Annotated in this window: 13 protein-coding genes, 1 rRNA gene, 1 other RNA gene and 1 other annotated feature; of the genes, 13 read left to right on the top strand and 2 right to left on the bottom strand. The window is 51.5% G+C overall.

The window, feature by feature from the left end; all coding sequences use genetic code 11:
* Positions 1 to 10 precede the first annotated feature (10 nt).
* Positions 11 to 127, top strand: a 5S ribosomal RNA gene (rrf, locus tag ETC05_RS17045).
* Positions 128 to 171: 44 nt separating this feature from the next.
* Here rrf and ETC05_RS17040 read toward each other — a convergent pair.
* Positions 172 to 1,149, bottom strand: coding sequence for a YaaC family protein (locus ETC05_RS17040; protein WP_171661523.1), 978 nt, complete (start codon positions 1,147 to 1,149; stop codon positions 172 to 174).
* Positions 1,150 to 1,275: 126 nt separating this feature from the next.
* On the opposite strand from ETC05_RS17040, the gene guaB reads away from it, so the two are divergent.
* The 5 genes from guaB (at position 1,276) to serS (ending at position 7,389) form a co-directional block, all read left to right on the top strand.
* A complete protein-coding gene (gene guaB / locus ETC05_RS17035; RefSeq protein WP_011229525.1) occupies positions 1,276 to 2,742 on the top strand; it encodes an IMP dehydrogenase in 1,467 nt (488 codons plus the stop codon).
* Between the two features lie 104 nt (positions 2,743 to 2,846).
* Positions 2,847 to 4,205: a serine hydrolase gene (locus ETC05_RS17030; RefSeq protein WP_171661522.1), complete on the top strand. Its 1,359-nt coding sequence runs from the start codon at positions 2,847 to 2,849 to the stop codon at positions 4,203 to 4,205.
* 134 nt (positions 4,206 to 4,339) lie between these two features.
* Positions 4,340 to 5,224, top strand: coding sequence for a pyridoxal 5'-phosphate synthase lyase subunit PdxS (gene pdxS / locus ETC05_RS17025; RefSeq protein WP_031406382.1), 885 nt, complete (start codon positions 4,340 to 4,342; stop codon positions 5,222 to 5,224).
* A gap of 24 nt (positions 5,225 to 5,248) precedes the next feature.
* Positions 5,249 to 5,836 carry a pyridoxal 5'-phosphate synthase glutaminase subunit PdxT gene (gene pdxT, locus ETC05_RS17020; RefSeq protein ID WP_171661521.1) on the top strand — a complete coding sequence of 196 codons (588 nt, stop codon included), beginning with the start codon at positions 5,249 to 5,251 and terminating at the stop codon, positions 5,834 to 5,836.
* A 4-nt stretch (positions 5,837 to 5,840) separates the two neighbouring features.
* Positions 5,841 to 6,060: a binding site (T-box leader), on the top strand.
* Between the two features lie 54 nt (positions 6,061 to 6,114).
* Positions 6,115 to 7,389 carry a serine--tRNA ligase gene (serS, locus tag ETC05_RS17015; protein WP_171661520.1) on the top strand — a complete coding sequence of 425 codons (1,275 nt, stop codon included), beginning with the start codon at positions 6,115 to 6,117 and terminating at the stop codon, positions 7,387 to 7,389.
* Positions 7,390 to 7,609: 220 nt separating this feature from the next.
* Here the strand turns inward: serS and ETC05_RS17010 are convergent, their stop codons facing one another.
* Complete coding sequence (locus ETC05_RS17010; RefSeq protein ID WP_031406376.1) at positions 7,610 to 8,896, bottom strand: glycoside hydrolase family 18 protein; 1,287 nt, start codon at positions 8,894 to 8,896, stop codon at positions 7,610 to 7,612.
* Between the two features lie 85 nt (positions 8,897 to 8,981).
* Between ETC05_RS17010 and tadA the strand changes: the two genes are divergently transcribed.
* The 7 genes from tadA (at position 8,982) to ETC05_RS16975 (ending at position 13,126) form a co-directional block, all read left to right on the top strand.
* Positions 8,982 to 9,479 (top strand): tRNA adenosine(34) deaminase TadA, encoded by a 498-nt coding sequence (tadA, locus tag ETC05_RS17005; protein WP_031406373.1) that lies wholly within the window; start codon positions 8,982 to 8,984, stop codon positions 9,477 to 9,479.
* A 38-nt stretch (positions 9,480 to 9,517) separates the two neighbouring features.
* An RNA gene (gene ffs, locus ETC05_RS17000) (signal recognition particle sRNA large type) lies at positions 9,518 to 9,782 on the top strand.
* Positions 9,783 to 9,900: 118 nt separating this feature from the next.
* Positions 9,901 to 11,580, top strand: a complete 1,680-nt coding sequence (gene dnaX / locus ETC05_RS16995; RefSeq protein ID WP_031406372.1) for a DNA polymerase III subunit gamma/tau — start codon at positions 9,901 to 9,903, stop codon at positions 11,578 to 11,580.
* A gap of 26 nt (positions 11,581 to 11,606) precedes the next feature.
* Positions 11,607 to 11,930 carry a YbaB/EbfC family nucleoid-associated protein gene (locus tag ETC05_RS16990; RefSeq protein WP_020279743.1) on the top strand — a complete coding sequence of 108 codons (324 nt, stop codon included), beginning with the start codon at positions 11,607 to 11,609 and terminating at the stop codon, positions 11,928 to 11,930.
* A 9-nt stretch (positions 11,931 to 11,939) separates the two neighbouring features.
* Positions 11,940 to 12,536, top strand: a complete 597-nt coding sequence (gene recR / locus ETC05_RS16985) for a recombination mediator RecR (RefSeq protein WP_171661519.1) — start codon at positions 11,940 to 11,942, stop codon at positions 12,534 to 12,536.
* 23 nt (positions 12,537 to 12,559) lie between these two features.
* Positions 12,560 to 12,784: a YaaL family protein gene (locus tag ETC05_RS16980; RefSeq protein ID WP_031406366.1), complete on the top strand. Its 225-nt coding sequence runs from the start codon at positions 12,560 to 12,562 to the stop codon at positions 12,782 to 12,784.
* 78 nt (positions 12,785 to 12,862) lie between these two features.
* Positions 12,863 to 13,126, top strand: a complete 264-nt coding sequence (locus ETC05_RS16975; protein ID WP_031406364.1) for a pro-sigmaK processing inhibitor BofA family protein — start codon at positions 12,863 to 12,865, stop codon at positions 13,124 to 13,126.
* Positions 13,127 to 13,405 lie beyond the last annotated feature (279 nt).

The following is a 13,405-nucleotide window of genomic DNA, read 5'->3' as shown; positions in this document are numbered from 1 at the left end:
ATCATCGTTGCCTAGTGGCTATGGCGGAGGGGAAACACCCGTTCCCATCCCGAACACGGAAGTTAAGCCCTCCAGCGCCGATGGTAGTTGGGGCCAGCGCCCCTGCAAGAGTAGGTCGCTGCTAGGCGAAAATCCCCTGCTGTGTACACAGCAGGGGATTTTTGATTTGATTCAATCCAAAAATTTCCGCATTAAGTATTCATTAAGCAACAACGGAACTTTTTCCGCCGACACGGAGAGAAACTCGAGAATAAACGTGTATGCCTTGCTTGGGTAAGAATGGAGAAGTTCGCTCCACCATTCCGTCTCATAGCGCGAAATCATGCTCAAGTTATACAGCAACAAGTAATGGGCATGTATTTCTGGAAGTGAGAATGTTTTTTCTTTCTTGACAGGAATTCGGAGCGTACCGTCAAGATGAAATAAAAATGGCCCCTCTCCGGCTGGTGACAGCGGCGATTCTATATGAAAATACAGAAATTCCCCTTCTTCTTTGGCGAACGAAAGCCGCTTTCCTTGTCCTTCTTCACGGAGATATTGGACAAAGCGGGATAGAGACATATGGTAGTGATCCAAAATCACTTTTGGGATGGCGAGCATCGGCGGCGAAGCGGTATGTACAACAGGCAAGGATAACATTTTTTTTCGCCCGCTTAGAAGAAAAAACGTTTCATGCAGTTCGCCAATTCGTTGCAACAGCGCGCCCATGCGAAATTTTTCCCCAGCTTCTTGTTTCACATGAAACATTTTTTCAGAAAAATGTGTGAATAAACCGTTTTTTTGTATTTTCACTTCATCATCTAAAAATTCGTAGCCCTGTTTTTTTCGTTTTCTTGCTGATACACCATGAGCCAAGACCGATGTCGATTCTGGGTAGTCAGGGTCGACAGTGAGAAGGCATGCTTTTAAGAGCTGCACCATGCCGTAAAACAAGAGAACGGGCTTGATGGACAGCGGCGCCTGTTGGGCAGCGGCGTAAAAGTTTTGCCCATGTTCCAAGTAATATAAGAATGGGTAACAGTTTGCATAACTGCGTTGGACGGCGTCATCTCGCCGCAGCTGTTGATAGCATTGCCGCAAAAATTCCTGCGCAGTATCGGCCGAGCGGAAAACAGAAAGGTGAAACGGTTGACCGTGATTTCCGAACATTTTTACCCCCCTTACATAGAAATTGTTTTTAAATAACTGAAAAGTTGGACATTTTCTCGATTCCTTGACAGTAGTTTAACCAGTTGTTAAGCTACTAATAATATTTCCGGACAAGGGGGAGAAAACATGTGGGAAGCGAAATTCGCCAAGGAAGGATTGACGTTTGATGATGTTCTTCTCATCCCAGCAAAGTCGGATGTATTGCCGCGCGATGTTGATGTAACGACCAAGTTGAGCGATACGCTGCAGTTGAACATCCCGATTCTCAGCGCCGGGATGGATACGGTCACCGAAGCGGAGATGGCGATTGCGATGGCGCGTCAGGGAGGCCTTGGCATCATCCACAAAAATATGTCGATCGAACAGCAAGCTGAGCAGGTTGACAAGGTGAAACGGTCGGAACGAGGCGTCATTACGGATCCGTTTTTCCTAACGCCGGATCATCAAGTGTATGATGCGGAACATTTAATGAGCAAATATCGGATCTCGGGGGTGCCGATCGTCAACAACCCCGAGGAGCAAAAATTGGTCGGCATTATTACGAACCGTGACCTACGTTTCATTCAAGACTATTCGATTAAAATTTCCGAGGTAATGACGAAGGAAAACTTGATCACTGCTCCAGTGGGGACAACGTTGGAGGAAGCAGAGAAAATTTTGCAACGACACAAGGTCGAAAAACTGCCTCTTGTTGATGAAAACGGCGTGTTGAAAGGATTAATTACGATCAAGGATATCGAAAAGGTCATTGAGTTTCCGAATTCAGCGAAGGACGCGAAGGGGCGTCTGATCGTCGGAGCGGCCGTCGGGGTGACGGCGGACACGATGATCCGTGTCAAAAAGCTTGTTGAGGCAGGGGTTGACGTCATTGTCGTCGATACGGCGCACGGCCATTCAAAAGGTGTCCTTGAAACGGTGGCCAACATCCGACGCCAATACCCGGACTTGAACATCATCGCTGGCAATGTCGCGACAGCTGAAGGGACGCGCGACTTGATTGAGGCTGGAGCGAACATTATCAAAGTCGGAATCGGTCCTGGGTCCATCTGCACGACCCGGGTTGTCGCCGGGGTTGGAGTGCCGCAAATTACGGCGATCTACGACTGTGCGACTGAAGCGCGCAAACATGGTGTCCCGATTATCGCTGATGGCGGGATCAAATACTCCGGCGACATTGTGAAAGCGATCGCGGCTGGGGCGCATGCGGTGATGCTCGGCAGCTTGCTCGCTGGCGTCTCCGAGAGCCCAGGTGAGACAGAAATTTACCAAGGCCGCCGCTTTAAGGTGTACCGGGGCATGGGATCGGTCGCAGCCATGGAACGCGGCAGCAAAGACCGCTATTTCCAAGAGGATGCGAAAAAGTTCGTTCCAGAAGGCATCGAAGGGCGAGTGCCGTACAAAGGACCGCTTGCTGACACTATTTATCAGCTCGTTGGCGGGCTTCGTGCCGGCATGGGCTATTGTGGAACACGCAATTTGGAAGAGCTGCGCGAAAAAACGCAGTTTATCCGCATGACGAGCGCGGGGCTTCGTGAAAGCCATCCGCATGACGTGCAAATTACGAAGGAAGCACCGAACTACTCTGCGTTTTGATCGGAGTTGCGCCCATTGGTTCAATTTTGACGGAGACATGTCCTCCGTCTATTTTTTTGGCCGGCGGTATGTTACAATAACGGTTGTGTGAGGAGGGTGTCATTGTGAGGAGGAGAAAACAAAACTGGTTGTTTTGGTTGCTGTCGATTTGCCTTTGTTTGACGTTTGGGCCGTTTCAACAGACGGTGAAAGCGGAGAGCGCCCCGCTTGACATCCGGGCGGATGCGGCGATTTTAGTGGATGCGCAAACGGGAAGAATTTTGTATGAAAAAAATATTGATACCGTGCTCGGGATTGCCAGCATGACGAAAATGATGACCGAGTATTTGCTTCTTGACGCCATTAAGGCGAAGCGCGTCAAATGGGATCAAACGTACACGCCAAGCGATTACGTGTACCGGCTGTCGCAAGACCGGGCGTTGTCCAATGTCCCGTTGCGCAAAGATGGCAAATATACGGTGCGCGAACTGTACGAGGCTATGGCCATTTATTCGGCGAACGGGGCAACGGTCGCGATTGCTGAGATCATCGCTGGGTCAGAGAAAAATTTTGTAAAAATGATGAACGACAAAGCGAAGGAACTCGGACTGAAAGATTATAAATTTGTCAACGCAACTGGGTTAAGCAATGAGGATTTAAAAGGATTTCATCCGGAAGGGACAAGCACAAACGAGGAAAACGTCATGTCCGCACGATCGATGGCGATGCTTGCCTACCGATTGCTGAAAGATCACCCCGAGGTGCTGAAGACGGCAAGCATTCCTCATAAAATGTTCCGAGAAGGAACGAACGATGAGATCAAAATGGACAACTGGAATTGGATGCTGCCTGGGCTTGTGTACGGATATGAAGGCGTAGACGGGTTGAAAACCGGCTACACGGAATTTGCCGGCAACTGTTTTACCGGGACGGCGAAACGAAACGGCGTCCGCTTGATTTCAGTTGTCATGAACGCGAAAGATGCGAGCGGGAAAACAACAAAAGAGGCGCGCTTTAAAGAGACAGAAAAACTATTTAACTATGGATTCAACCAATACTCCCTCGAGACGCTTTATCCGAAAGGGTACCAGCTGAAAGGAAAAGAAACACTTCCGGTCGTGAAAGGGAAAGAAAAAGAGGTTCGTGTCGCGACAGGAAAGAATCTGGAGCTTCTTGTGAAAAACGGTGAGGAAAAACAATACAAACCTGTATATGTGTTGGATAAGAAAAAAATGACAAAAGAAGGAAAACTAGTCGCCCCTTTGAAGAAAGGGGAAACGGTTGGATATATGACGCTCGAGTATAAAGGGGACGACTCCCTTGCCTTCTTAAGCCCAGACATGCAAAAAAACATCCGTGTGCCGCTTGTCACAACAGCTGAAGTTGAAAAAGCCAATTGGTTTGTTCTTTCGATGCGCGCGGTCGGCGGATTGTTTGTTGATTTATGGACAAGCGTCGCCAAAACGGTGAAAAGCTGGCTGTAGAATCGACTTTCCTAGATGGGGAGCTTTTTTCCATTGTGATTTTTGTAAAAATTGAGGTAAAATAAAACAGAATCGCAATGATCATCTTGTACAAATGTTGTCCACTATCAAGATAGGAATAGGGGGAATCAACGTTGGCATTGACAGGGACGGACCGCGTCAAACGCGGCATGGCGGAAATGCAAAAAGGCGGCGTCATCATGGACGTCGTGAATGCAGAACAGGCGAAAATCGCTGAAGCGGCAGGGGCTGTCGCGGTTATGGCGCTCGAGCGCGTCCCGGCGGACATTCGCGCCGCTGGCGGTGTCGCGCGCATGGCTGACCCGACGGTGATCGAAGAAGTGATGAACGCCGTTTCGATCCCAGTCATGGCAAAAGTGCGTATCGGCCACTATGTTGAGGCGCGTGTTTTAGAAGCGCTTGGCGTCGACTACATTGACGAAAGCGAAGTATTAACGCCGGCTGATGAAGAATTCCATATTGACAAACGGCAGTTTACCGTTCCGTTTGTGTGCGGTTGCCGCGACTTAGGGGAAGCGGCGCGTCGCATTGCAGAAGGGGCGTCGATGCTGCGGACGAAAGGAGAGCCGGGGACAGGCAACATTGTTGAGGCCGTGCGCCATATGCGCAAAGTGAACGCGCAAATTCGCAAAGTCGTCAACATGAGCGAAGATGAGCTTGTCGCTGAGGCGAAACAGCTCGGGGCTCCGGTTGAGGTGTTGCGTGAGATCAAGCGGCTTGGCCGCCTACCGGTTGTCAACTTTGCCGCCGGCGGTGTCGCGACACCGGCTGACGCAGCTTTGATGATGCATCTGGGCGCGGACGGCGTCTTCGTTGGATCGGGCATTTTCAAATCGGAAAATCCGGAAAAATACGCGCGCGCGATTGTAGAGGCGACGACCCATTATGAAGACTATGAGCTGATTGCCCATTTGTCGAAAGGACTGGGCGGCGCAATGCGCGGCATCGATGTCGCGACATTGCTTCCGGAGCATCGGATGCAAGAACGCGGCTGGTAATTTAGATAAAGGAGCAAAACAACGATGAAAATCGGTGTACTGGGACTGCAAGGAGCTGTGCGGGAGCATGTTCGCGCCATTGAGGCGTGCGGCGCCGAGGCGGCTGTCGTGAAAAAGCCGGAGCAGCTCGCTGAACTCGATGGGCTTGTGCTGCCAGGCGGCGAAAGCACGACGATGCGACGCCTGATTGACCGGTATGGCCTCATGGAGCCGCTGAAGCAATTTGCCGCCGACGGCAAGCCGATGTTCGGCACGTGCGCGGGGCTCATTTTGCTGGCGAAACGAATCGTCGGTTACGACGAGCCGCACTTAGGTTTGATGGACATTACGGTGGAGCGGAACTCGTTCGGACGGCAGCGGGAAAGCTTTGAAGCGGAGCTGTCGATTAAAGGGGTCGGCGACGGGTTCGTCGGCGTCTTCATCCGTGCGCCGCACATCGTCGAGGTCGGAGACGGGGTCGATGTCCTCGCGACATACAACGACCGCATTGTCGCGGCTCGGCAAGGCCAATTTCTTGGCTGCTCGTTCCATCCCGAACTGACCGATGACCATCGGTTCATGCAATACTTCTTAAATATGGTCAAGGAAGCAAAAACGGTATCAAGCCTGTAATCATGTGAACGCGATGAGAGGAACTAGTAGCAGGCATCCCTCCTTTCAGAGAGCCGGTGGGTGGTGCGAACCGGCAGGAGGCGCCTGTGAATCCATCCTCGAGCAAAATGCTGAACACCTAAGCGGTCAGTAGGCGTTTTCGGCTGCCGCCGTTATCGGCATAAGTGGAAGGCATGATTAGCCTTCAATAAGGGTGGCACCGCGGGAACGCTCCCGTCCCTTTTTTGGGACGGGAGCGTTTTTATGTATAATAAATGGTGGGTAAGGAGGTAAAACAAATGCTGGATGTAAAATTACTGCGCACTCAATTTCAAGAGGTAAAAGAAAAGCTGATGCAGCGGGGCGGGGACTTGGCCAACATCGACCGGTTTGAGCAGCTCGACAAAGAACGCCGCCGCTTGATCGCGGAAGTCGAAGAGCTGAAAAGCAAGCGCAACGATGTGTCGCAACAAATCGCTGTCCTAAAGCGCGAGAAAAAGGACGCTGAGCTGCTGATTGCCCAAATGCGCGAAGTCGGCGACCGCATTAAACAGATGGACGAGCAAATTCGCGAGCTTGAAGCGGAACTCCACGATTTGTTGTTGTCGATTCCAAACGTGCCCCACGATTCCGTGCCGGTCGGTCAATCCGAAGAGGACAATGTGGAAGTGCGGAGATGGGGCGAGCCGCGCTCGTTTTCCTTTGAACCGAAGCCGCATTGGGAAATCGCTGATCAACTTGGTTTGCTCGACTTCGAGCGGGCCGCCAAAGTGGCAGGAAGCCGGTTTGTTTTTTACAAAGGGTTAGGGGCGCGGCTTGAGCGGGCGCTCATCAATTTTATGCTTGACATCCATCTTGATGAATTTGGTTACGAGGAGGTGTTGCCGCCATATTTAGTGAACCGGGCAAGCATGATCGGAACCGGACAGTTGCCGAAATTTGCTGAGGATGCGTTCCATTTGGACAGCGAAGATTATTTCCTCATTCCGACCGCTGAGGTGCCGGTGACGAACCTGCACCGCGACGAAATTTTGGCCGCCGATGATTTGCCGATTTACTATGCGGCCTACAGCGCCTGCTTCCGAGCGGAAGCCGGATCGGCCGGCCGCGACACGAGGGGGTTGATCCGCCAGCATCAGTTCAATAAAGTCGAGCTGGTAAAATTCGTAAAGCCAGAGGATTCGTACGATGAATTGGAAAAGCTGACACGCCAGGCAGAGACGATTTTGCAACGGCTCGGGCTTCCGTACCGCGTTGTCGCCTTGTGCACCGGAGACCTTGGATTCTCGGCGGCGAAAACGTACGATATTGAAGTTTGGCTGCCAAGTTACGGAACGTACCGGGAAATTTCGTCGTGCAGCAACTTTGAGGCGTTTCAAGCGCGCCGTGCCAACATCCGCTTCCGTCGCGATCCAAAAGCGAAACCGGAGTACGTGCATACATTAAACGGTTCGGGACTGGCCATTGGACGGACGGTCGCCGCCATTTTGGAAAATTACCAGCAGGAAGATGGTTCGGTCATCGTCCCGGAAGCGCTTCGTCCGTACATGGGGAACCGGGACGTCATTCGCTGAGGAAAGGTGCTTGAGGTCAATCATTGGTTGACTTTTCCCGACTGCCGTGTTATAGTGAATGACGTTGGCAATGAGGAACAAGAAGTTTTGTTCTTGGCCAAAACGATGATGAAGAGGACTGACGCGCATAAGAGGAGATTGTCATCTGAAACGGTTGACCGCCGAAAGCCGTTTCCCATCATAAAAAACCCGCCATTGACCGGCGGGTTTTTTTATGCCCTTATTTTTTTACAACAGTAAACTGATCAGCGATCAGCAACCAGTTTTGTGGAAAATCAATACCAAGTTTCCAATAGCTGACGCCGCGCAAACCTAGTTCCTTCACAAGATTAAATTTTGCTTGAATGGAGCGGGCGTCCTCAAACCATACTTCATGCTCGCGTCCGTTTTCATCGCGATAGCGAAAATGCGGTGCCTGCGCCTCCGGATCGTATTCGATGGCAACGTTATACTTTGCAGCGAGGGCGATGGCTTGCTGCGGGCTGATGGCCTGGGCGTACGGGCCCCCGGGAACGTATGGCAGCGTCCAGTCGTAGCCATACAAGTTTTGTCCCATCAAGATTTTCCCAGCCGGCATTTCTGAGGTCGCGTACTCGAGGACGCGCCGAACAGGGCCGATCGGGGAAACCGGCATTGGCGGCCCGCCGCTGTAGCCCCATTCATACGTCATAATCACGACAAAGTCGACAATTTGTCCATGGGCGCGGTAGTCGTGTGCTTCGTACCAACGTCCGCGCTGGGTCGCGCTCGTTTTCGGCGCCAAGGCGGTCGACATCATCCATCCTTCTCGTTCAAACCGCCGTTTCGCTTTGCGCAAAAACGCGTTATATGCCTCACGGTCTTCCGGGCGCAAATATTCAAAATCAAAATGGATGTCGCGGAAGCCATACCGTTTAGCAGTCGCGACAATGTTGTCGAGCAGACGGTTTTGCAGCGTTTCGTTTGTTAAAATAAGCGCGCCGAGCTCATCGCTGAACTGCCCGTTTTCAATGTTGGCGACAACCATAACGAGCGTGACGCGGTTGGCGCGGGCGATGGCCGGAAAGTCGTCAAGCGGCGGCTCTTGCAATGTCGCGTCGCGTTGGATCGCAAAATAAAAAGGACTCAAATAGGTCAAATACGGAGCGGCTTCGCGAGCGCTCGCCTCTAGTGCTGGGCTGACCGTCGCGCCGCGTGGTTCAATGTAGGCGTTAAACTCCGCTCTTCGCTTGGCGCCGGGCGGTATATAAAGTCGTTGCCCAACCTTAAGCGGAGCGTTTAAGGAGAGGCGGTTTACTTCGGCAAGCCGCTGCATCGGGATCGAAAATCGGCGTGCAATCGACCATAACGTGTCGCCGCGTTGCACCCAGTAAAAACGACCGACGATCGGGATCACGAGCGCCTGGCCGACAACGAGTTTATCAGGGTTTGGGAGCTTGTTGGCCCGGACAATTTCTTCCGCCGTGGTCCCGTATGCCTCAGCAATTCCACTTAACGTTTGTCCACTCTGCACTACGTGGATTTGCATACTTGACCTCCTAGTTGCGTCTTTATTCTCCATATTCTATGATGAAAAGAAAGGAGAAATGACCGTTTGTGTGAAGGGGTATACGATGAACAACGACGAGTACTACATGCGATTGGCAATGGAAGAAGCAAAAAAAGCGGAGCAGATCGGCGAAGTACCGATCGGCGCTGTCATCGTTCAGGACGGCCGCGTCATCGCCCGCGCTCATAATTTGCGGGAAACGGAACAACGAGCCATCGCTCATGCAGAAATTTTGGCGATTGATGAAGCATGCCGGGCAACCGGTTCATGGCGGCTTGAGCGGGCGACGTTGTACGTAACGCTTGAGCCGTGCGCCATGTGCGCAGGCGCCATTGTTCTTTCCCGCATCGAACGGGTCGTGTTTGGCGCGTTTGACCCAAAGGGAGGGTGCGCTGGGACATTGATGAACTTATTGCAGGAAAGCCGATTTAACCATCAGGCTGAGGTGGTAAGCGGCGTGCTTGCTGACGAGTGCGGTTCGCTGTTGAGCCAATTTTTTCGACGATTGCGCGAACAGAAGAGAAATGTTGGCGGGAGTGCCAACGAAAATTCCGTCGATTGACATTGCATTTTTTCCGCAAACGAGCTATACTGATAGTGCCGTGCTAAGCGGGGAGGTAGCGGTGCCCTGTACTCGCAATCCGCTCTAGCGAGGCTGAATTCCTTCTCGAGGTTAGTCTGTTGCGAGGCCTGTCTCAAGCAAGTGGTGTTGACGTCTGGGTCCCGCGCAATGGGATTCCGTGAACCCTGTCAGGTCCGGAAGGAAGCAGCAGTAAGCGGATGCTCCCATGTGCCGCGGGGACGCCTGGGCTGAGCTAACTGCTTGAGCAACGCTCGGGGCAGCTAATCGACAGAAGGTGCACGGCCCTACATAGCGATAAGGAAACAAAACCCACTCATGGCGAGTGGGTTTTTTATTATTTTAAATTACAATCGGAAGTTATATAATAGATAGGACGAGAGAAAGAGGAGGGCCGTTTTCCGTGGCATACCAAGCGTTATATCGCGTGTTTCGGCCGCAGCGCTTTGCAGACATGGTCGGCCAGGAACACGTGACCAAGACGTTGCAAAGCGCCCTGCTTCAACATAAAATATCGCACGCTTACTTATTTTCCGGCCCGCGCGGTACAGGAAAAACGAGCGCAGCGAAAATATTCGCCAAGGCGGTCAACTGTGAACAGGCGCCAGCGGCGGAGCCATGCAATGAGTGTTCGGCTTGCCTCGGCATTACGAATGGAACGGTTCCCGATGTGTTAGAAATTGACGCTGCTTCCAACAACCGCGTCGATGAAATTCGTGATATCCGTGAGAAGGTGAAGTTTGCGCCGACGTCGGCCCGCTACAAAGTGTACATCATCGACGAGGTGCATATGCTGTCGATCGGAGCGTTTAACGCGCTGTTGAAAACGTTGGAGGAGCCGCCGAAACACGTCATTTTCATTTTGGCCACGACCGAGCCGCACAAAATTCCGGCGACGATTATTTCCCGCTGTCAACGGTTCGATTTTCGCCGCATCCCGCTTCCGGCGATCGTTTCACGGCTAAAGTATGTAGCAAGCGCCCAAGGTGTCGAGGCGTCCGATGAGGCATTGTCCGCCATCGCCCGTGCTGCAGACGGAGGGATGCGCGATGCGCTCAGCTTGCTTGACCAAGCCATTTCGTTCAGCGACGGAAAGCTGGAGCTCGACGACGTGCTGGCGATGACCGGGGCCGCATCATTTGCCGCCTTATCGAGCTTCATCGAAGCCATCCACCGCAAAGATACAGCGGCGGTTCTTCAGCAGTTGGAAACGATGATGGCACAAGGGAAAGATCCGCATCGTTTGGTTGAAGACTTGATTTTGTACTATCGCGATTTATTGCTGTACAAAACCGCTCCCTATGTGGAGGGAGCGATTCAAATTGCTGTTGTTGACGAAGCGTTCACTTCACTGTCGGAAATGATCCCGGTTTCCCATTTATACGAGGCCATCGAGTTGCTGAACAAAAGCCAGCAAGAGATGAAGTGGACAAACCATCCGCGCCTTCTGTTGGAAGTGGCGCTTGTGAGGCTTTGCCACCCATCAGCCGCCGCGCCGTCGCTGTCCGCTTCCGAGTTGGAACCGTTGGTAAAGCGGATCGAAACGCTGGAGGCGGAATTGCGGCGCCTGAAGGAACAACCGCCTGCCCTTCCGTCGGCCGCCGCGCCGGTGAAAAAATCGCCCAAATCGACAAAAACGGGGGGATATAAAGCGCCGATCGGCCGCATTTACGAGTTGTTGAAACAGGCGACGCATGAAGATTTGGCTTTGGTAAAAGGATGCTGGGCGGATGTACTCGATACGTTGAAACGACAGCATAAAGTGTCGCATGCCGCCTTGTTGCAAGAGAGCGAGCCGGTTGCAGCGAGCGCCTCAGCGTTTGTGTTAAAATTCAAATACGAAATCCACTGCAAAATGGCGACCGATCCCACAAGCTCGGTCAAAGAAAACGTCGAAGCGATTTTATTTGAGCTGACAAACCGCCGCTTTGAAATGGTAGCCATTCCGGAGGAGGAATGGGGAAAAATAAGAGAAGAGTTCATCCGGAATAAGGACGCAAAGGCGGAAAAAAGCGAAGAAGATCCGTTCATCGCCGAAGCGAAGCGGCTGTTTGGCGAAGAGCTGATCGAAATCAAAGAATAAACCGTTTAAAGGAGGATGCCAAGATGATGCGTGGCGGAATGGGAAATATGCAAAAAATGTTAAAACAAATGCAAAAAATGCAAAAAGAAATGCAAAAAGCGCAGGAAGAGCTGGCGGAAAAAACGGTGGAAGGCACGGCGGGCGGCGGCATGGTGACCGTTGTCGCTAATGGTCATAAACAAATTTTGGAAGTTAAAATTAAAGAGGAAGTCGTCGACCCAGACGATATTGAAATGCTGCAAGATTTGATTTTGGCGGCGACAAACGATGCGTTGAAAAAAGCGGATGAGTTGGCTAATGAAATGATGGGGCAGTTTACGAAAGGACTTAACATTCCAGGGTTGTTCTAGGGGGAACGTATGCATTATCCAGAACCGTTATCGAAGTTGATTGACAGCTTTATGAAACTGCCCGGCATCGGCCCAAAAACGGCTGCCCGCCTTGCATTTCATGTGCTGGCGATGAAAGAAGACACCGTGCTTGCGTTTGCCAAAGCGCTCGTTGATGTCAAGCGGCATATTCATTATTGCACGATTTGCGGGCATATTACAGATACAGACCCTTGCTACATCTGCAAAGACGAGCGGCGCGACCGAACGACGATTTGCGTTGTTCAGGATCCGAAAGATGTCATCGCCATGGAGAGGATGAAAGAATACAACGGACTGTATCACGTGTTGCACGGGGCCATCTCGCCGATGGAAGGCATCGGCCCGGAAGATATTAAAATCGCCGAGCTGCTCACGCGATTGCAAGATGAGACGATCCAAGAAGTCATTTTAGCGACCGACCCGAACATTGAGGGAGAGGCAACGGCGATGTACATCTCCCGCCTGTTGAAGCCGACAGGAATCAAAGTCACCCGCATCGCCCATGGCTTGCCGGTCGGCGGCGACCTGGAGTATGCGGACGAAGTGACGTTATCAAAGGCGTTGGAAGGACGCCGTGAGCTATAGAGAGAAAGAAGGTGGGGATCGGTTTGTTATGGCGGCGAAAGGGGAAACTAAAGAGACAATTTGATGAAAAGTTAATGGCTGAACTGCAAAAGGCTAGAACTGAATGGCTTGAGCAGAAACAACTCATTGAAAAAAGTGTCGATCCGTCTCTGGAGGTGCTGAGCGCATTGCAACTCGCTGAGGCCAAATATTTTTTCCTCCTCCGCGAAGCGAAGCACCGCCGCATCACACTTAAGGAAGTGCGTTAACTTCCTTATTTTTTTGTTCTTTTTTCCCCTGTTTCTCATACGTTGGTAGTACGAGCATGCAAAAAGGGGGTTCAAACGTTGGAGCCGAAAGTCGTCATTACCGTGTTGCTGGCGCTTATCGCCGTTTTGCTGATTGTCGGCGCCCGCCTCAAAGCGCTTCGTCTGATTGGCTACGCTGCTATCCGTCTGATCGTCGGGGCGCTCGCGCTGTTTGTCATCAACGCCATCGGCGGGCATTTTAACATCCATATTCCGATTAACCTCGTCACCTCAATCGTTTGCGGATTTCTTGGCCTCCCTGGAGCGGCAGCGTTAATTGTGATTGACCAATATATTTTGTAGGCATCATGATTCAAGATGCCTTTTATTTTTTGTTTAAAATCTATTGACTTTTATATGATAATGCATTAGAATAATGAATGTCGCTGTTGATAAAAGGTGTGTTGACAGCAAAGTAAATGATATGTATAATAAGAAAAGTGTGAAAGGTAAACAAGCTCCTTGAAAACTAAACAAAACGCAAGCGTCATAAGAAAAGCTGAGGCGAGCGTTTTGCCGCGACGGGCAAATGTTCTTCACCCACAGGGGTGGTGCATCCCGAGAGGGAAAGTGATTTGACCC

This window comes from Geobacillus sp. BMUD (genome assembly GCF_013096845.1).
Classification (GTDB): Bacteria; Bacillota; Bacilli; order Bacillales; family Anoxybacillaceae; genus Geobacillus; species Geobacillus vulcani.
This window is presented reverse-complemented; position numbering and strand designations above follow the sequence as displayed.